The sequence below is a fragment of the Streptomyces sp. NPDC037013 genome, from assembly GCF_055607265.1.
In genome coordinates this window covers 469,823-487,790 of the sequence record NZ_JBVJRV010000005.1, presented here as the reverse complement: position 1 = coordinate 487,790, position 17,968 = coordinate 469,823, and the positions used below count along the sequence as shown (strand labels likewise).

Here is a 17,968-nt window from a genome sequence, read left to right as displayed (position 1 = left end):
CCCCGGGTGGTCGTATGGACGGCAGGAGTTCCTGACTCGCCCCACGGATGGGGCTCACAGTGGCGGGACCGCGCCGGATTCGCACCGGGCTTCCTCCCTCGGGTCCTGGTGGACCCACGCCGTCGCTGGCGTCGACGGACCCCAGCGGTCTCGGGGAAGTGTGGCACGCGCCCACGCCGCCCGGCACGCCCTCTCGCCGCGCCGGGCGAAGACCCAAGTACGTCCGGTACGAGGGTCTCCGCCCAGCACGCCGAGAGCACGTACCGAACGACGCGGACCCGCACCCCACTGCCCCGAGACCGCCGGCGGCCCGCCGCCTGCATACTAAGTCCTGCCCGCCGCGAGCGGCGCGGCCACCTGCCGGGACGGCCCGTCTCGGGAGGCGACCGGCCGGATCCGCGTGGGTATGCTCGCCGCCATGCCGCCCACCCGAGCACCCTCCCCGAACCAGGGCGAATCCCTCATACGCGACCGGGGCGACGCCTGCCCCGGAGCCCTTCGCCTGCACCTCGCCGACGACGGCCGGCTCGCCCGACTCCGCCTGCCCGGCGGCCTCTTGGCGTCCCGTCAGGCCGAAGCGCTGGGCACCGCGGCGGAGCGTCTCGCGGACGGGAACCTCAGCATCACCTCGCGCGGCAACATCGAGCTGCGCGGCCTCGGCGAGACATGCGGCGGCGAACTCTCCCGGCTGCTCGCGGACGCCGGCCTGCTCCCCTCCGAGCGCCACGAACGCGTACGGAACGTGGTCGCCTCCCCGCTGGCGGGCACCGACGGACTCGGCCACGCCGACGTGCAGTTGTGGGCCCGCGAGCTGGACCGGCTGCTGTACGCCGAGGAGTGGACGACGGCACTCTCGGGACGCTTCCTGTTCGTCCTGGACGACGGGCGCGGGGACGTGACCGGGCTCGGCGGCGATGTGACCTTGATCGCAGAATCGGGCGGCACCGCCGTCGTGCGCGTGGCGGACAGCGCCCTCCGGATCGCCGCCGCCGACGCCCCGCGCGCCGCGCTCGCCGCCGCCGGCGCCTTCCTCGCCGCGGCGGACGCGGCGGGCAACGGCGCCTGGCGGGTGACGGAACTGCCCCAGGGCCGGGACGTCGAGCTCGCCGGGGCGCTGGCACGGGCCGGCCTCCCCACCGAACCGGCCGAGCCGACCGAACCGTGGGCCGTGGCCCGCACCGCCCCGCACGCCCCCGGCGTCATCGGCGGTGCCGTCGCGGTCGGCGCCCCCCTCGGCCGCGTCACCGCCGCCCAGTGGCGCGCCCTGCTCCCGCTGCCCGCAGGCGAACTGCGGATCACCCCCTGGCGCGGCTTCGTGGTGCCCGGCTTCGCCGACGAGGCCGCCGCCCGGGACCGGCTCGCCGCCCTGGCCGCGGCAGGCCACCTCACCGACCCCGCCTCCCCCTGGCTCGGCGTCGGGGCCTGCACCGGCCGCCCCGGCTGCGCCAAGGCCCTCGCCGACGTCCGCGCCGACGCCGTGCCCGGCCGCGGCGGGCTGCCCGTCCACTGGTCCGGCTGCGAGCGGCGCTGCGGCCACCCGCGCGGCGACTGGGTCGACGTCCTCGCCACCGGCGACGGACGGTACGAGGTGACGGTGCGCACCACCGGCGGGGCGGTCACGCCCGTGCCGGGCGAGACCCTGACCGAGACGGTCACCGCGGCACGTACGACTCCTGCAACCACCCGAACGGCCACGAGATGAGCGAGAGCACAGTGTTCGACTACGAGAAGGACGGCGCGGCGATCTACCGCGAGTCCTTTGCCACCATCCGCGCGGAGGCGGACCTCGACGGCCTGCCCGCAGACGTCAGCCAGGTCGCGGTCCGGATGATCCACGCCTGCGGGATGGTCGATCTCGTGAAGGATCTCGCCCACAGCCCGCGCGTGATCGCCGACGCCCGCAAGGCACTGCGCGACGGCGCCCCGATCCTGTGCGACGCGAACATGGTCGCGAGCGGCGTCACCCGCAAGCGGCTGCCCGCCGACAACGACGTGATCTGCACCCTCGCCGACCCGTCCGTACCGGACCTCGCCGCGCGGCTCGGCACCACCCGCAGCGCCGCCGCCCTCGAACTCTGGCGCGACCGCCTCGAAGGCGCCGTCGTCGCCATCGGCAACGCGCCCACCGCGCTCTTCCGCCTCCTGGAGATGATCGAGGAGGGCGCGCCGCGCCCGGCCGCCGTCCTCGGCATCCCGGTCGGCTTCGTCGGCGCCGCCGAGTCCAAGGACGCGCTCGCCGCCCACCCCTTGGGTCTGGAGTACCTGGTCGTACGGGGACGTCGCGGCGGCAGCGCGATGGCCGCGGCGGCGATCAACGCGATTGCGAGCGAGGCCGAGTGAACACCGAGACCACCTGCGGGAAGCTGTACGGGGTCGGCCTCGGCCCCGGCGACCCGTCCCTGATGACCCTGCGCGCCGTCGAGGTGATCGCGGCGGCGGACGTCGTCGCGTACCACTCGGCGCGGCACGGCCGCTCCATCGCCCGCTCGATCGCCGCCGCGCACCTGCGCGCCGACCACATCGAGGAGGCGCTGGTCTACCCCGTCACCACGGAGAACACCGACCACCCCGGCGGCTACCGCGGGGCGCTCGACGACTTCTACGAGGAGGCCGCCGCCCGCCTCGCCGCGCACCTCGACGCGGGCCGCACGGTCGCCGTCCTCGCCGAGGGGGACCCGCTCTTCTACGGCTCGTACCAGCACATGCACAAGCGCCTCGCGCACCGCTACCCGACCGAGGTGATCCCCGGCGTCACCTCGGTGAGCGCGGCGGCCGCCCGGCTGGGGGAGCCGCTGGTGGAGGCCGAGGAGATCCTGACCGTCCTGCCCGGCACCCTCCCGGAGGAGGAGCTCGCCGCGCGTCTGGCGGCGACGGACTCCGCCGTCGTCATGAAGCTGGGCCGCACCTTCTCCAAGGTGCGCGGCGCCCTGGAGAGCGCCGGCCGTCTCGACGAGGCCCGCTACGTCGAGCGGGCCACCATGGCGGGCGAACGCACCGGCCGGCTGGCCGACGTGGACCCGGACTCGGTGCCGTACTTCTCCGTGGCCGTCCTGCCGAGCAGGGTGGCGCCGCTGACCGGCGGCCCCGCGCCCGAACCGGCGGCGGGGACCGCGGAGCGCGGCGAGGTCGTCGTGGTCGGCACCGGCCCCGCGGGCCCGCTCTGGCTCACCCCCGAGACACGCGGCGCGCTCGCCGCCGCCGACGACCTGGTCGGCTACACCACGTACGTCGACCGCGTGCCGCACCGGCCCGGGCAGCGGCGGCACGGCTCCGACAACCGCGTGGAGTCCGAACGCGCGGAGTTCGCCCTGGAACTGGCGCGGCGCGGGCGGCGGGTCGCCGTCGTCTCCGGCGGCGACCCCGGCGTCTTCGCGATGGCCACGGCGGTCCTGGAGGCGGCCTCGCAGGACGCGTACGACGACGTCCCGGTCCGGGTCCTGCCCGGTGTGACCGCCGCCAACGCCGCCGCCGCCCGCGCGGGCGCCCCGCTCGGCCACGACTACGCGACGATCTCCCTCTCCGACCGGCTCAAGCCGTGGGAGGTCATCGCGGAGCGTCTTGCCGCGGCGGCCTCGGCCGACCTGGTCCTCGCGCTCTACAACCCCGGCTCGCGCAGCCGCACCTGGCAGGTGGGCAAGGCGCGGGAGCTGCTCCTCGAACACCGGGCGCCGGACACCCCCGTCGTCCTCGGCCGCGACATCGGCGGCCCCGAGGAGAGCGTGCGGATCGTACGGCTGGCGGACCTCGATCCGGCGGAGGTCGACATGCGGACGTTGCTGATCGTCGGCTCCTCGCAGACGCGGGTGTCGCGGCGGCGCGGGGGCGGGGAGCAGATCGTCTGGACGCCGCGGAGGTATCCCGAGGACGGGTAGGGACGTGGGGAACCGCGCGCTCAGCCGCGAAACGCCCGCACCCGGCCGGGCAGCAGACGCACCCAGTCGACGGCTTCCTCCGGTGTGGCGACCTCGGGGACGTCCCCCGGCAGGGCGGGGCGCCGGACCATCACGACAGGCACCCCCGCCTCGCGCGCGGCGACCAGCTTGGGCGCCGTCGCCGCGCCCCCGCTGTCCTTCGTCACCAGGACGTCGATCCGGTGGGTACGGAGAAGTTCGCGCTCCCCGGCCAGGGTGAACGGGCCCCGGTCGAGGAGTACCTCCATGCGGACGGGGAACGGCGGCTCGGGCGCGTCCACGGAGCGTACGAGGAACCACAGGGCCGCCGTCCCGGGGCCCGCGAACGCCGCGAGGCCCATCCGCCCGGTGGTGAGGAACACCCGCTCGCCCAAGGCGGGCAGCACCCGCGCCGCCTGCTCCAGGGAGTCGACCGGATGCCAGTCGTCCGCGTCTTCCGCGACCCAGCCGGGCCGGCGCAGGGCGAGCAGGGGAACATGGGCGGTGGCGGCGGCCGTCGCCGCGTTGAACGAGATCGTCCCCGCGAAAGGATGGGTGGCGTCGATGACCGCGTCCACATGGTGCCCGGCCAGCCATGCCGCCAGCCCCTCGGCGCCGCCGAAACCGCCGACGCGGACCTCGCCCGGCGGCATCCTGGGCGCCGCCACCCGGCCCGCGAGGGAGCTGGTCACCCGCACCCCCGCCCCGGCCACCAGGAGCTCCGCCAGGCGGCGTCCCTCGGTCGTACCCCCCAGAATCAGTACGTGCACGGAGTTCGGTTCCATTCATGAGTGAGGCAAGCGGGCCGGGCGAGGCCACGGGCGGTCGTGACGCCCAACTCAAGCACACCGGTCTGCGGCCCGGCTGGACGACCGGCGCCTGCGCGACCGCCGCCACCACGGCCGCCTACACGGCGCTGCTCACCGGCGACTTCCCCGACCCGGTGACCATCACGCTGCCCAAGGGGCAGACCCCGGCCTTCGCGCTGGCCGCCGAGGAACTCACCGGTTCCTCCGCCATGGCGGGCATCGTCAAGGACGCGGGCGACGACCCGGACGTCACCCACGGCGCGCTGGTGCGGTCCACGGTGCGGCGGCTGCCCGCGGGCGCGGGCGTCGTCTTCAGGGCGGGCCCCGGCGTGGGCACCGTCACCCGCCCCGGCCTGCCGCTCGACGTCGGCGAGCCCGCCGTCAACCCCGTGCCGCGGCAGATGATGCGGGACCACGTGGCACTGGTGGCCGAGCGCGCCGGAGTCGCACCGGACGTCGAGATCACGATCTCCGTCGACCACGGCGAGGAGATCGCCCGCTCCACCTGGAACCCGCGCCTCGGCATCCTCGGCGGCCTCTCCGTCCTCGGCACGACCGGCATCGTCGTGCCCTACTCCTGCTCGGCCTGGATCGACTCGATCCGCCGGGGCGTGGACGTGGCGCGGGCGGCCGGGCGCACCCACGTCGCCGGGTGCACCGGGTCGACGTCGGAGAAGACCGTCGTCGCCGAGTACGGCCTGCCGGAGGACGCCCTCCTCGACATGGGGGACTTCGCCGGCGCGGTCCTGAAGTACGTGCGCCGCCACCCCGTCGACCGCCTCACCGTCTGCGGCGGCTTCGCCAAGCTGTCGAAGCTCGCGGCGGGCCACCTGGACCTGCACTCGGCCCGCTCCCAGGTCGACAAGGGCTTCCTCGCGGAACTGGCCCGCCGGGGCGGCGCCTCCGCCGCCCTCGCCACCGAGGTGGCGGCCGCCAACACGGGCCTCGCGGCCCTGCACTTGTGCGCGGCGGCCGGCGTCCCCCTGGGCGACCTGGTGGCCGTGGCGGCACGGGACGAGGCCCTGTCGGTACTGCGGGGCGCACCGGTAGCGGTAGACGTCATCTGCATCGACCGATCGGGCACGGTGGTAGGCCGCAGCGAGGTAGCCACACCGTAGCCACGCCCCGTCAGGGGCGCGGGGAACTGCGCGATCAACCACAGACGGCCCGCACCCGAGGTGCGAGGTGCTGTGGCGTTTTAAGGGGCGCGGGGAACTGCGCGATCAACCACAGACGGCCCGCACCCGAAATACGACGTGCTGCGGCGTTCTGAGGGGCGCGGGGAACTGCGCGACGAGCCACGGACGGCCCGCACCCCCCGAAGAACCCCGCGCGCCCCCGCGCTCAGCACAGGTGACGATCCCGCTCCGCCGAGTACAAATGGCTGTCACGGAACTGCGATGCCCCCAGCGTCCGCCCCACCATGATGACGGCGGTCCGCACGATCCCGGCCTCCTTGACCTGCCCGGCGATCGTCTCCAGCGTGCCCCGCAGGATGACTTCGTCGGGCCGGCTGGCAAGGGCGACCACGGCGGCGGGGCACTCGGCGCCATAATGCGGCAGCAACTCCTCGACCACGCGGTCGACATGGGCCGTGGCGAGGTGCAGCACGAGCAGCGCGCCACTGCGCCCCAGCGTGGCGAGATCCTCGCCCTCGGGCATGGCCGTCGCACGCTGCGCGATCCGCGTGAGGATCACGGTCTGCCCGACGGTCGGCACGGTCAGCTCCCGCTTCAGCGCGGCCGCCGCCGCGGCGAACGCCGGGACGCCCGGCACCACTTCGTAGGGCACCCCGGCCGCGTCGAGCCGCCGCATCTGTTCGGCCACCGCGCTGAACACGGACGGGTCGCCCGAGTGCAGCCGCGCCACGTCGAGCCCCTGCTCGTGCGCGTGCACCAGCTTCTCGGTGATCTGGTCCAGGTTGAGCTGCGCGGTGTCCACGAGCTGCGCCCCGTCCGGGCATTCGGCGAGCAGTTCGCGCGGCACCAGGCTGCCCGCGTACAGGCAGACCTGGCAGGCGGCGATCCGCCGTGCGCCGCGGACCGTGATCAGGTCGGCGGCGCCGGGTCCCGCGCCGATGAAGTACACGGTCATCTGTGGTCAACTCCTGCTTTCGTGTGCCTTGGTGACGGACCATTGGGTGACCGGCATGGCCTGCCGCCACCCGGTGAAGCCGCCCACGGGGACGGCCTGCGCGACGGCGAGCCGCACCAACTCGCCGCCGTGGCGCCGGTACCACTCCGTGAGCAGCGCCTCGGACTCCAGCGTGACGGTGTTGGCGACCAGCCGCCCGCCGGGCGGCAGCGCGGCGAAGGCGCTGTCGAGCAGGCCGGGCGCGGTGAGGCCGCCGCCGATGAACACGGCGTCGGGCGTGGGGAGTTCACCGAGCGCGGCGGGCGCGGCGCCGGTGACCACGCGCAGCGCGGGCACGCCGAGCCGCTCCGCGTTGCGGGTGATGCGCTCCGCGCGCACGGGGTTCTTCTCGACGGTGACGGCACGGCACGAGGGGTGCGTGCGCAGCCACTCCACGGCGATCGAACCGGAACCGCCGCCCACGTCCCAGAGGAGTTCGCCGGGAGCGGGGGCGAGCGCGGCGAGCGTGGCGGCGCGCACGTACCGCTTGGTGAGCTGTCCGTCGTTGTCGTACGCCGCGTCGGGGAGCCCCGGCACGGCGCCGAGCCGCAGCGCGTCGGGGGAGCGGCGGCACTCGACGGCGACGACGTTCAGCGGGTCGCCGGGCGCGTGCGTCCAGGCCTCCGCGATCCCCTCGTACGACGATTCGCCCTGCCCGCCGAGCTGTTCGAGCACGCGCAGCCGGCTCGGCCCGAAGCCGCGCTCGCACAGCAGGGCGGCGACCTCGGCGGGCGTGGCCGCGTCGGCGCTGAGCACGAGGACGCGGCGCCCGTCGTGCAGGGCGGCGGCGAGCCGCGCGGCCGGGCGCCCGACGAGCGTGACGACCTCGGTCTCCTCGACCGGCCAGCCGAGGCGCGCGCAGGCCAGGGAGGCGGACGACGGATGAGGGAGCACGCGCAGCGCCGCGGGGCCGAGCTCCTCGGTCAGGGCGCGCCCGATGCCGTAGAACATCGGGTCGCCGCTGGCGAGTACGGCGATGCGGCGCCCGGCGTGGGCGGCGAGCAGGCCGGGCACGGCGGGCCGCAACGGCGAGGGCCAGGAGACGCGCTCGCCCGCGCACCGGTCGGCGGGGAGCAGGTCGAGCTGGCGGGGGCCACCGATCAGGACCTCGGCGTCCACGAGGGCCGCGCGGGAGGCCGCCGGGAGCCCGTCCCAGCCGTCGGCCCCGATTCCGACGACCGTGACGGCCGGTGTGCCTGCGGGGGGTGCGGGGGTCACTGCTCGTACCTGACCTCGGGGTTCGGGGGAAATCTGCGCAGCCGCACTCTACTGGTGACCGGACGGCGTACCCTTATTGCGAACTACTTGCAATAAGCCATGCAGTGGTGCGACAGGCCGTGCGGCCGCTCCGCGCGGCCTCCTCTGGGCAGAAAGGCCGTTCCCCGATGGGCTCTCCGGTGGTACTGGGCATCGAGTCGTCCTGCGACGAGACGGGCGCGGGCCTCGTCCGCGAGGGGCGGCTGCTGGGCCACGCGGTCGCGTCGAGCATGGACGAGCACGTCCGCTACGGCGGAGTCGTCCCGGAGATCGCCGCCCGCGCCCACGTCCACGCGCTCACCCCCGTGATCCACCGGGCGCTGGACGAGGCCGGTCTGCGCCTCACCGACGTCGGCGCGGTCGCCGTCACCACCGGCCCCGGACTCTCCGGCGCCCTCCAGGTCGGTCTCGCCGGCGCCAAGAGCCTCGCGTACGCGCTGGACGTCCCGCTGTACGGCGTGCACCACCTGGCCGGCCACGTCGCCGCCGACACCCTGGAGCACGGCCCGCTCCCCGACCCCTGCATGGTCCTGATCGTCTCCGGCGGCCACACCTCGCTCCTTCTCGTCCGTGACCTGGCGCGCGACCCGATCGTCCACCTCGGCGACACCCTCGACGACGCCGCGGGCGAGTGCTTCGACAAGGTCGCGCGGGTCTTCGGACTGCCCTATCCGGGCGGCCCGGCCATCGACCGCGCTGCCCGGCACGGGGACCCGGCCGCCGTGCCCTTCCCGCGCCCCCTCACCGGACCGCGCGACGCCCCGTACGCCTTCTCCTTCTCCGGCCTGAAGACGGCCGCCGCACGCTGGGCCGAGGGGCACGCGGGCCGGACGCTGCCGGTCGCCGACGGGGCGGCCGCGCTCCAGGAGGCCGTCGCCGACGTGCTCACCCGCAAGGCGGTCGCGGCCTGCCGCGAGCACGGCGTCGGCACGCTGGTCGTGGTCGGCGGCGTCGCGGCCAACTCCCGCGTGCGCGCGCTCGCCGAGGAACGCTGCCGGGCCGCGGGCCTCACGCTGCGGGTCCCGCCGCCGCGGCTCTGCACGGACAACGGCGCGATGATCGCGGCCGTCGGCGACCTGCTGGTGCGCGCGGGCGCGAGGCCCGCTCCCCTGAACGTCTCGATCGACCCCTCGGCGCCGCTGGAGCACGCGTCACTCGCCCCGGCCGGCCCGGGCCGTACGGGCGATGCGCGCGCCGCGGCCGGGCAGGTGGCGGCATGACCGGAGCCCCGTTCACCGTCCACCGGCTGACCGGCGCCGGACTGCTGGCACACGCGCCGGGCGTGCGCTCCGTCTACGCGGAGGCGTTCAGCGGGCCGCCCTGGCACGAGGACCCGGCCGAGGCCGACGGCTACCTGGAACGTCTCGCGGAGGACGTCGGAAGCCCCGGCTTCACGGGAGCGGTCGCGCTCGCGGGCCCGCCGCACGCCGGGCGCGTCCTCGGCTTCGCGTCCGCGTGGCTGACCGGCCACCCGCTGCCCGACACCCGCACCTACCCGCTCGTCACCGCCGCCCTCGGCACCCGGCACACGAAGGAGTGGCTCGCCGGCGCCCTCCAGGTCGACGAACTCGCGGTCCTGCCCACGGCGCACGGCGGCGGCGTGGGCCGCTCGCTCCTCGCCGCGGTGACCGCCGGTGCGCCGCAGGGCCGTTGCTGGCTGCTGACCTCACCGATGGCCACGGAGGCGGTGCGGTTCTACCGGCGGGCGGGCTGGCACCAGATCACCCGGCCCGCGAAGGACAGCCGCGCCCCCGTCGTCCTCCTGGGCCCCGATCACCCCGCGGCCGAGGTCGCGGTGGGGAAGGTGGCGAACCTCACGGAGCGCCCCTGAGCCACTGCGGGGTGGCCCCAAAACCCTTGACGGCGCCCGATGTCGGGGCCCGCGTCCGTGTCGCTGTTGGGCTGAACGGGTGACTTGGCGTAAGAATTGGCCGGTGCAGAGAACAAGTGCGAGCCAGGACGGGGTGGGCAAGTGAGCAGTAGTCAGCGCCACGACGTCACCGATGAACAGTGGGAAGGGCTCGCCCAGGTCGTACCGCTGCGCAGCCGCAACGAATGGCCTTCCTGGCCGGGACACCGCGCGCTGCCGGAGGCGGAGACCGAGACGCGGCGCCGCTTCGTGGTGATGCGGGTCAATGTCTTCTCCGACGCCCGTGAGGTCGCCGAGACCGTGATGGCGCAGATCCCGGTCCTGCTCGACCTGACGGGGGCGGAGACGGACGTCGCCAAGCGGGTCCTGGACTTCAGCAGCGGCGTGGTCCTCGGCCTCGGCTGCGGCATGCACCGGGTCGACAAGAACGTCTTCCTGCTGGCGCCGCCCGGCACGGAGGTCCAGGGTCTCGTGGAGGCGGTCGCCCAGCCGTAGCCCTTCTGGGCGCGGCGCGGGGGCCCTTCCGGGGGAATCCCCCGATCGTGCGAAGGTCGGCCGGGCGTAACGGTTCGCCGGGAACGCCGCCGCTTACCGTCCGGTCATGACGGTGGATTCCCGCAGGACGGACGCCCGGTCACCGGTGGGCCGGGACCGGCCGCAGGTCACCGAATTGCGCCTGTCCGCCTTCGCCGGGCACCGCGCCGCGGTGCTCCCGCTCGGCCCGCTGACCCTGCTCACGGGCCCGAGCGGCAGCGGCAAGTCCAGCGCCCTCGGCGCCTACGAGGCGCTGGCGCGGCTCTGCGCCGGGGCGGAGCTCTCCGAGGTCTTCACCGACCCCGTCGCCTGCGTCCCCGAACGCGCCCGCGCCGACCGGCAGCGGCGGCGCGGCTTCCGCATCGGCTGCACGGTCGAAGGGCCCGCCGGAACCGTCCGCCTCGACCTCGCCGTACAGGCCGAACCCGAACTGCGCGTCGTGGGCGAGCGGCTGACCCGGGACGGACTCGTCCTCCTGGAGACCGCGCTGCGCGATCCCGGCCGGCGCGTGGTCCAAGCCGCCTGGCACACCGCGGGCACCGCCACCGTGACGCGTGCGCCGATGCCGGACGACCGGCTCGGCACGGCGCTCGTGCCGCTGCGCGTGGCGGGCAAGACCGACGGCCAGCGCCTGGTGCTCGCGGCGGCCGAGCAGGTGGTGGTGGCGCTGCGCTCGGCCTTCGCCTGCGACCCCCGGCCCAGCCGGATGCGCGCGCCGGTGCCGCCCGGGCGGGTCGGCGGGGGCCGCCTCCTGAGCGGCTGCGACAACCTCGCGGAGGTCCTGTGGCGCACCCGGTCGGAGTGCGCGGTGCGGCACGGGATGCTCGTCTCGGCGGTGCGCACCGGGTGCGCGGGCCCGGTCGCCGACGTCCGCGCGGAGGCGGCGGCCGACGGCGGGGTGCACGCCTTCATCGACCGGGGCGGCGGGTTCCGCACGCCCCTCGGCAGGCTCGGGGACGGCGAGTTGAGGTACCTGGCCCTGTCCCTGGTCCTGCTCACCGGCCCCGGCGTGCTCGCCGTGGACCCGGCCGCCGAGGTGCCGCAGGCGTACCAGACCCTCACCGTCCTCGCCGACGGCCTCGACCGGCGTCTCGACGCCCGTCAGGCGCGGGCCCTCGGCGAACTGGCCGCGCGCACCTGCGAGCGCGGGCACATCCGCCTGGTGGGGGTGGTGCGGGACGCGCCCTGGGCCGCCGCCGCGGGCGCCTCGGTGGTAGACCTGGTGCGTGACGGAACGACTTGATGTGGCGGTACTGCAGCGCAGGCTGGCCGAGTTCGCGGCGGCGCGCGACTGGGAGCGGTACCACACCCCGAAGAACCTGGCCGCGGCGCTCAGCGTGGAGGCGTCGGAACTGGTGGAGATCTTCCAGTGGTTGACGCCCGAGGAGTCCGCGCGGGTGATGCGGGATCCCGCGACGGCGCCTCGTGTGGCGGACGAGGTGGCCGACGTCCTCGCCTATCTGCTCCAGTTCTGCGAGGTACTCGGCATCGACCCGCTGGCCGCGCTTGCGGAGAAGATCGAGCGCAACGAACGGCGCTTTCCGGTACCGGAAGGCCCCTGAACCTCCGATTCCGGTACTTTCGTCACTCTCCGGAGTGGATGGCTTGGCCAAACTCCGCTGGTTGTCCACAGATTTCCGGCTTCCCCTGGCTTTTCGCCCGGATGAGTATCACTCTGGGTAGTGGACAGGGGAGTTCGGGCGATCGTGCGGCGAGTGCGCGCGGGATGAGGGGGCCGGCCATGGACGCGATGCGGCTCATCGAGGCGAACCGCCGCGCTCTGGCACGGAGTCAGGAGCCCGCGGACATCGTCGTGGAGGTCTGGCAGTCGCAGGCGCTCGCGCAGGCGATCGGCAGCCACCTCGCGGTCGCGGGCCCTCCCGAGTTACGGGGCGAGGCGCTGGGCCTGAGCGAGGTCGGCGGCAGAGCCTGCGGGGTCCTCGACGCCCCGCGCCTGGGGACGGAGGACATACGGGCCGCGCGGCTGACGGAGACCGGCGACGCCCAGCAGGTCCTGGTCGGGCTCGGCAGCCTCCTCGGCGAGGTCGGCATCGCGCTCGTCGGCGTCGCCATGGGCGCGGAGGAGGGGATGTACTGGCAGTGCATGGAGGCGATCGACGCCGCCGACGAGTCGAGGGACCGGGTCCTCGAAATGCTGCGCAGGCTCGCGGTGCGGGACGAGAGTCTGCCCGAGCCCGACTCGGCGGCGGGGCCGTCGTGAGGCGCCCGAAGAGCGGGGGAGCGCGGGGGCCCTCAGGAGCGGCCGGACCCGTCCTCGCCCCGCGGCCGGGAGCCGGGGGACGGCGTGGTGTTCATGGACAGGGCGCCCGGGGAGGGGGTGCCCGGCGAGGGCGCGCCGGGGGACGCGGACTGCTGCAGATCGGCGTCGAGCTGCGTCAGATCGGCGTTGAGCGCTGCCATCAGCTCCTCCATCTGCTGCAGCAGGCCCTTGGGCGCGCCCTGCTGCGCGGGCACGGGATGGTCGTGCGCGGCCTCCTGCTCGGGGTCGGCTTCCTGGGACATGACGGCCTCCTCGGCCCTCGCCCTCCCACGACGGGAGGGCAGTTGACGCAGGCGACGCACCGGCGGCGGCCGCCGGCGCGGGGGCCGGCCGGTCCGGCTCCGCCGAGCCAACGATCACCGCGGGGGCGGGGTCACTGGGGCGGGCGCGCGCCGCCCCCGTGTTGACGGTTTTTCACCCGACCGGGGCGGTCGGGGATCGGCGGGACCGGCGGGGTCGACGGGCGTTCGAGCGTGCAGGATGGAGTCATGGATCTTCGAATCTTCACCGAGCCCCAGCAAGGGGCCACCTACGACACCCTGCTCACCGTCGCCAAAGCCGCCGAAGACCTGGGCTTCGACGCCTTCTTCCGCTCGGACCACTATCTGCGCATGGGCTCGTCCGACGGCCTGCCGGGGCCCACGGACGCGTGGATCACGCTGGCCGGACTCGCCCGCGAGACCAAGCGGATCAGGCTCGGCACGCTCATGACGGCCGGCACGTTCCGCCTGCCGGGTGTCCTCGCGATCCAGGTGGCACAGGTCGACCAGATGTCGGGCGGCCGGGTCGAACTGGGGCTGGGGGCGGGCTGGTTCGAGGAGGAGCACAAGGCGTACGGCATTCCGTTCCCCAAGGAGAAGTTCGCCCGCCTGGAGGAGCAGCTGGAGATCGTCACCGGCCTGTGGGCGACGGAGACCGGCAAGACCTTCAACCATGACGGCAAGTACTACCAGCTCACAGATTCCCCCGCGCTGCCCAAGCCGGCCCAGGCCAAGGTGCCGGTCCTGATCGGCGGCCACGGCGAGACCCGCACCCCCCGCCTCGCCGCGCGGTATGCCGACGAGTTCAACATCCCCTTCGCCTCCGTCGAGGACAGCGAGCGCCAGTTCGGCCGGGTCCGTGCCGCCGCCGAGCAGGCCGGGCGCAAGGGCGGCGATCTGGTGTACTCCAGCGCGCTCGTCGTCTGCGTGGGAAAGGACGACGCGGAGGTCGCCCGGCGCGCGGCGGCGATCGGCCGCGAGGTGGACGAGCTCAAGGCGAACGGCCTGGCGGGCTCACCCGCAGAGGTCGTCGACAAGATCGGACGGTACGAGGCGATCGGCGCGAGCCGCATCTACCTCCAGTGCCTGGACCTGGCCGACCTGGACCACCTGGAGATCATCTCCTCGCAGGTGCAGTCGCAGCTGTCGTAGGTGGACGACTCCGTACGCGGCCGGCCCCCTGTACGTGGCCGCCGGGCTCACCCCTCCGGTGCCCGGCGGCCACTTCATCACCCGCGGGGCTCTGTGATTTCTCATGACCGGCGGCCGCCGACTCTGGAGTACGTTCCAGCTCCGTCCGGCCGCCCGGCCCGCAGGATGTGAGGCGCTGCACTTCACAGGGCGACGACGACGGAGGTCGGTATGAGGCTGCGCGGACGATTCGGCACGGGATGCGCGGCGGTGGCCGCGGGGGCGGCGCTCGCCGCCGTGACCACCCCGGCCCAGGCCACGGATCAGACGCCCCGGGAACGCGTCGAGTACGTGGCGCTGGGGGACTCCGCGGCGGCGGGACCACTGATCCCGCGGCAGGACGTCAACCTCCTGTGCCTGCGTTCGAACCGCAACTACCCGGCGGTGGCCGCACGGGAGCTCGGCGCCACCCTCACCGACGTGACCTGTTCCGGGGCGGTGACCAAGGACTTCACCGCTCGCAGGCTCGGAGTGCTGCCGCCGCAGTTCGACGCACTGAAGAAGAGCACCGACGTCGTCTCGGTCACGGTCGGGGCCAATGACAGCGGCCTCTTCCAGCAGGCACTCGGCTGCCTCAACTTCCTCCCCGAACCCCTCGGCGTCTCCTGCGCGGACCGGCTCACGGTGGGCGGCAAGGACCGGCTCGCCGAGGCGGTCGCCCGGTGGGCGCCGACCTTCGGCGCGGCGCTCGACGAGATCGAACGCCGCTCCCCGCACGCGACGATCGTCGTCACCGGGTACGGGACGTACATCCGCAAGGGCGGCTGCCACCCCGAGCAGCCCGTTTGGGGGCGGGACGGCGACTATCTGCAGGGCGTCATGGACAAGATCAGCGCGGCGGCCCGCGACCAGGCCGAGCGGCGCGGCGCGCGCTTCGTCGACGTAGCCGCCCTGACCGTCGGGCACGACATCTGCGCGGCGCCGCAGGACCGCTACCTGGAGGGACTCGTCCCCGCCCACGCCGCGGCCCCGCTGCACCCGAACGAGCAGGGCATGGCGGTCTACGGCCGGGCCGTCGCCGCGGCGGCGGAGCGGTGAGATGAGGGTGGGGTCGGGGACGGGGCTGGGGCCGGGACGCCGGGGGCGGGTGCGACGGCCCCGACGCCGGCCGCGCCCACCGCGCCCGCCGCACCTGGCGTACCCGAGCCCGCCAACCCCGCCGACCCCGACCCCGTACACGTCACGCGGGTCGCGAGGGCCGCGTGCAGCAGGGGGACGTCGGGCGTGTGTGTCGGGTCGAGGCCGGTCAGCTCCGCGATCTTGCGGAGGCGGTAGTCGACCGTGTTGGGGTGGACGTGCAGCTCGGCGGCGGCGGGGCGCCGGCTCCCGGACCGCAGATAGACCTCCAGCGTGCGGAGCAACTCGTCGTCGCCCTCAAGGGGCCGCAGCAGGGCGGCGAGCCGGTCGAGGGCCGCGCTCGGGCGGGAGAGCTGGTAGGCGAGCAGGACGTTGTCGAGGCGGTACAGGCCCGGTGGGCGGCCGGTGGCGCGTACGACGTCGAGGACCTCGCCCGCGGTGACCGCCGCCCGTGCCACCTCCTCGGGCCCGGCCGCGTCGGCGCCCACGGTGACCTCGGCCCCCGCCGCCCGCCCCACGTCCGCGACGACCCGCGCCAGCCGCGCCCAGTCACCGGCCGTCAGCCCGTCGGCCGGCACCTCGCGGGGCAGCAGCGCGATGCCGCCCTCCGAGGTGAGGGAGGCCAGGACGGGACCGCCGGTCTGCCGCTCCAGTTCCGAGCGCAGCCGCCGGAGCTTGCGCCGCCCGGCCACCGCGGGGTCGACGCCGTCCGCCGCCTCGTCGGGGTGCGGGCCCACCGCGAGGGCGAGGACCAGATAGGCGGGGGCGAGCCGCAGCCCGGCACGGGCCGCGGCGGCCTCGGCCGGGGTGCCTTCCACGAGGGCGGAGAAGAGCGTGTCCCGCGCGGAACGCTCGTCGTCGAACTGCGCCTGGCGCTCGTCGAGATAGCCCGCGCCCACGGCCGGGGCGACCAGCTCCAGATAGCGCAGGACCAGTGTGTTCGCGGCCATCACGTCGACGACGTCAGAGGGCCGCACCTCCGGTGTCAGCGCCTCCCACATCACCTGCATCCCCACGTGGTACGCCGTGAGCACCACGTCGATCGGGATGCCCTCCTCGGCGCGGCGGGCGGCGGACTCGCGCAGGAAGTCCAGCTCCTCGCGGGCCGGCAACCGCTTCGTGCGCAGCACGTCGACGAAGGAGCGCAGGGTCTGTTCGATGACCCGCCGGATGTCGCCGCCCAGCTCTTCCTTCGGCAGCAGGCCGTACTCGGGTACGCGGGCGGTCAGTTCGGCGAGCACCAGGTCGGCGTAGTCGGGCAGGGCGGCGGCGAGGCGCTCGTGCAGCGCCCTGCCGCCGATCGTGAAGGAATCGCGCGTCGTCCGGTCGGCCACCGTCGGAGGTTAACCGGTCGGGGGCCGTCCGGTCAGGGCCCGGCCGACCGGACGACGGCACGGCGGCGGGCGCCCTACTGGCCGGTGGACCGGCCGAAGAACTCCAGCTCGGCCACGGCCACCTGGCGGTTCTTGGCCGCGCCGTACGCGGAGCGCAGCACCAGCCGGGCGCTCACCGCGTTCCGCACGCGGACGTCGACCTTCTGCACGCCGCCGTCGTTGATCCGGCGGTGCATCGTGTGCACCTTGCCCGCCGAATCGCTGACCACCAGGTCGAACTCCATGGGCCTCGCCTGCTCGGCGGCCTGCGCGGTGCGCGGCGAGGTGCCGGGGGTGATCAGCAGATTGAGCAGGTCGGTGGGCTGGCCGAAGTCGGCCTGCACCCACTGGCCCGCCGAGTCGCCCGCGTAACCGGTCCCCCACCAGGTGTTGGAGTACCCGTCGAAAGCGAGCTTGGCCGCCTGCTTGGGGGCGGCGTGCGACGCGCTGTAGCTGGTGGGGTGCACGGGGACCCGCTTGGCGAAGTGGTCCTGGATGGCACGGGCGGCGGGCGGGCCGCCGAAGATCCCGCCGACCACGAGCCCCGCGACCACCGCGACGCCCACGGCCCGGGCGATCCAGCGGGTGCGGTCCCGGTGCAGCCGGGGCCGCTGCCCGGCGTACGGGCCCTCGGCGGACGGGAGGGCCGAGTCCTTGAGGGGGCTCGCGCAGTTGCGGCAGAAGTTCCGGCGGGGAGCGTTGGGCGTCCGGCAGCTCGGGCACGGCGCGCCCCCCTCGGGCTCGGCGGGCACGGCGGCCTGCCGCACCCGGGGCCGCGCCGCCTCGGGCCGGCCCGGCAGCACACCGCCCGGCGTCTCCGGCGGGGCGGCGGCCCCCGAGGCGTCCGGCACGGGCACGAGCAGGGACCGTATCGCCGTGTCGGAAGGGGACGACGACGAGGGGGCCTGCGGGGCGGCGGCGGGCGGCTCCGGGGCGCCGGCCGACGGGAGCGGCACGGTGGTGTCGGTGGAACCGGGCGCTCCCCCCTGGCCGTTCTGCTGACGGGGCGCGGCCGACGGGGCGGGGGCGGGCCGGGCGGTGTCCGGGGCCGCCGGGTGCGGTCCCTGCGCGGCGCCGGGCGCCGGGTCGGGGCGGTCGGGGCCGGCCCCGGGCGCGGCGTCGGGGGCGCTCGTCGGGCCGACCGGCGTGGCGGGCGTGTCCCAGCGCAGGAACGCGCCGCACGAGTCGCAGAAGGACTGGCCGTGCTGGCGGGCCGGGGTGCCGCACTCGGGGCACGGGCGCGTGGGGGCGGGGGAGTTCGACATCTCGTCCATCTCGGGCTGCTCGGGCATT

The 17,968-nt window shown here is 75.1% G+C and carries 18 protein-coding genes and 1 riboswitch; of the genes, 12 read left to right on the top strand and 6 right to left on the bottom strand.

The genetic code is table 11. The annotated features are described in order from the left end of the window. Nucleotides 1-6: 6 nt before the first annotated feature. Nucleotides 7-136: riboswitch (cobalamin riboswitch) on the bottom strand. Between the two features lie 282 nt (nt 137-418). The 3 genes from ACZ7DY_RS21165 (at nt 419) to cobJ (ending at nt 3,872) form a co-directional block, all read left to right on the top strand. Beyond that, the gene (locus tag ACZ7DY_RS21165) at nt 419-1,702 is read left to right on the top strand and encodes a cobalamin biosynthesis protein CobG (protein WP_471137482.1); all 1,284 of its coding nucleotides are present in this window, start codon (nt 419-421) and stop codon (nt 1,700-1,702) included. Next, on the top strand, nt 1,699-2,340 hold the full coding sequence (locus ACZ7DY_RS21160; RefSeq protein WP_471137480.1) for a precorrin-8X methylmutase: 642 nt from the start codon (nt 1,699-1,701) through the stop codon (nt 2,338-2,340). Before ACZ7DY_RS21165 ends, ACZ7DY_RS21160 begins: the two co-directional genes overlap by 4 nt. A 62-nt stretch (nt 2,341-2,402) precedes the next feature. After that, entirely contained in the window at nt 2,403-3,872 is a 1,470-nt protein-coding gene (gene cobJ / locus ACZ7DY_RS21155) for a precorrin-3B C(17)-methyltransferase (RefSeq protein ID WP_471137723.1), read from the top strand. 20 nt (nt 3,873-3,892) lie between these two features. On the opposite strand, the gene ACZ7DY_RS21150 is transcribed toward cobJ, so the two are convergent. Then, complete coding sequence (locus tag ACZ7DY_RS21150; RefSeq protein WP_471137478.1) at nt 3,893-4,660, bottom strand: cobalt-precorrin-6A reductase; 768 nt, start codon at nt 4,658-4,660, stop codon at nt 3,893-3,895. 17 nt (nt 4,661-4,677) lie between these two features. Between ACZ7DY_RS21150 and ACZ7DY_RS21145 the strand changes: the two genes are divergently transcribed. Beyond that, nucleotides 4,678-5,817: a cobalt-precorrin-5B (C(1))-methyltransferase gene (locus ACZ7DY_RS21145; protein ID WP_471137476.1), complete on the top strand. Its 1,140-nt coding sequence runs from the start codon at nt 4,678-4,680 to the stop codon at nt 5,815-5,817. A gap of 226 nt (nt 5,818-6,043) precedes the next feature. Here ACZ7DY_RS21145 and cobM read toward each other — a convergent pair whose 3' ends face one another. Both cobM and cbiE read right to left on the bottom strand, forming a co-directional pair. After that, nucleotides 6,044-6,793 carry a precorrin-4 C(11)-methyltransferase gene (gene cobM / locus ACZ7DY_RS21140; RefSeq protein ID WP_471137474.1) on the bottom strand — a complete coding sequence of 250 codons (750 nt, stop codon included), beginning with the start codon at nt 6,791-6,793 and terminating at the stop codon, nt 6,044-6,046. A 6-nt stretch (nt 6,794-6,799) separates the two neighbouring features. Then, entirely contained in the window at nt 6,800-8,050 is a 1,251-nt protein-coding gene (gene cbiE / locus ACZ7DY_RS21135; protein ID WP_471137472.1) for a precorrin-6y C5,15-methyltransferase (decarboxylating) subunit CbiE, read from the bottom strand. Between the two features lie 167 nt (nt 8,051-8,217). Between cbiE and tsaD the strand changes: the two genes are divergently transcribed. The 6 genes from tsaD (at nt 8,218) to ACZ7DY_RS21105 (ending at nt 12,714) form a co-directional block, all read left to right on the top strand. Then, nucleotides 8,218-9,309, top strand: a complete 1,092-nt coding sequence (tsaD, locus tag ACZ7DY_RS21130) for a tRNA (adenosine(37)-N6)-threonylcarbamoyltransferase complex transferase subunit TsaD (protein WP_471137470.1) — start codon at nt 8,218-8,220, stop codon at nt 9,307-9,309. After that, nucleotides 9,306-9,920 carry a GNAT family N-acetyltransferase gene (locus ACZ7DY_RS21125; protein WP_471137468.1) on the top strand — a complete coding sequence of 205 codons (615 nt, stop codon included), beginning with the start codon at nt 9,306-9,308 and terminating at the stop codon, nt 9,918-9,920. Before tsaD ends, ACZ7DY_RS21125 begins: the two co-directional genes overlap by 4 nt. 141 nt (nt 9,921-10,061) lie before the next feature. Beyond that, nucleotides 10,062-10,454 (top strand): cell division protein SepF, encoded by a 393-nt coding sequence (locus ACZ7DY_RS21120; protein WP_471137466.1) that lies wholly within the window; start codon nt 10,062-10,064, stop codon nt 10,452-10,454. A 106-nt stretch (nt 10,455-10,560) separates the two neighbouring features. Continuing rightward, nucleotides 10,561-11,736, top strand: coding sequence for an AAA family ATPase (locus tag ACZ7DY_RS21115; protein WP_471137464.1), 1,176 nt, complete (start codon nt 10,561-10,563; stop codon nt 11,734-11,736). Further along, on the top strand, nt 11,720-12,055 hold the full coding sequence (locus ACZ7DY_RS21110; RefSeq protein WP_471137462.1) for a nucleotide pyrophosphohydrolase: 336 nt from the start codon (nt 11,720-11,722) through the stop codon (nt 12,053-12,055). The genes ACZ7DY_RS21115 and ACZ7DY_RS21110 overlap by 17 nt, the downstream gene beginning before the upstream one ends. A 179-nt stretch (nt 12,056-12,234) precedes the next feature. Continuing rightward, on the top strand, nt 12,235-12,714 hold the full coding sequence (locus tag ACZ7DY_RS21105) for a DUF6099 family protein (RefSeq protein WP_471137460.1): 480 nt from the start codon (nt 12,235-12,237) through the stop codon (nt 12,712-12,714). 32 nt (nt 12,715-12,746) lie between these two features. Here ACZ7DY_RS21105 and ACZ7DY_RS21100 read toward each other — a convergent pair whose 3' ends face one another. Further along, on the bottom strand, nt 12,747-13,016 hold the full coding sequence (locus ACZ7DY_RS21100) for a hypothetical protein (protein ID WP_471137458.1): 270 nt from the start codon (nt 13,014-13,016) through the stop codon (nt 12,747-12,749). A gap of 246 nt (nt 13,017-13,262) precedes the next feature. On the opposite strand from ACZ7DY_RS21100, the gene ACZ7DY_RS21095 reads away from it, so the two are divergent. Next, nucleotides 13,263-14,186 (top strand): LLM class F420-dependent oxidoreductase, encoded by a 924-nt coding sequence (locus ACZ7DY_RS21095; RefSeq protein ID WP_471137456.1) that lies wholly within the window; start codon nt 13,263-13,265, stop codon nt 14,184-14,186. Nucleotides 14,187-14,396: 210 nt separating this feature from the next. After that, the gene (locus ACZ7DY_RS21090) at nt 14,397-15,263 is read left to right on the top strand and encodes an SGNH/GDSL hydrolase family protein (RefSeq protein ID WP_471137454.1); all 867 of its coding nucleotides are present in this window, start codon (nt 14,397-14,399) and stop codon (nt 15,261-15,263) included. On the opposite strand, the gene ACZ7DY_RS21085 is transcribed toward ACZ7DY_RS21090, so the two are convergent. Continuing rightward, nucleotides 15,227-16,636: a PucR family transcriptional regulator gene (locus ACZ7DY_RS21085; protein WP_471137453.1), complete on the bottom strand. Its 1,410-nt coding sequence runs from the start codon at nt 16,634-16,636 to the stop codon at nt 15,227-15,229. The genes ACZ7DY_RS21090 and ACZ7DY_RS21085 overlap by 37 nt on opposite strands. 74 nt (nt 16,637-16,710) lie before the next feature. Then, the gene (locus ACZ7DY_RS21080) at nt 16,711-17,967 is read right to left on the bottom strand and encodes an NADase-type glycan-binding domain-containing protein (protein WP_471137451.1); all 1,257 of its coding nucleotides are present in this window, start codon (nt 17,965-17,967) and stop codon (nt 16,711-16,713) included. Nucleotide 17,968 lies beyond the last annotated feature (1 nt).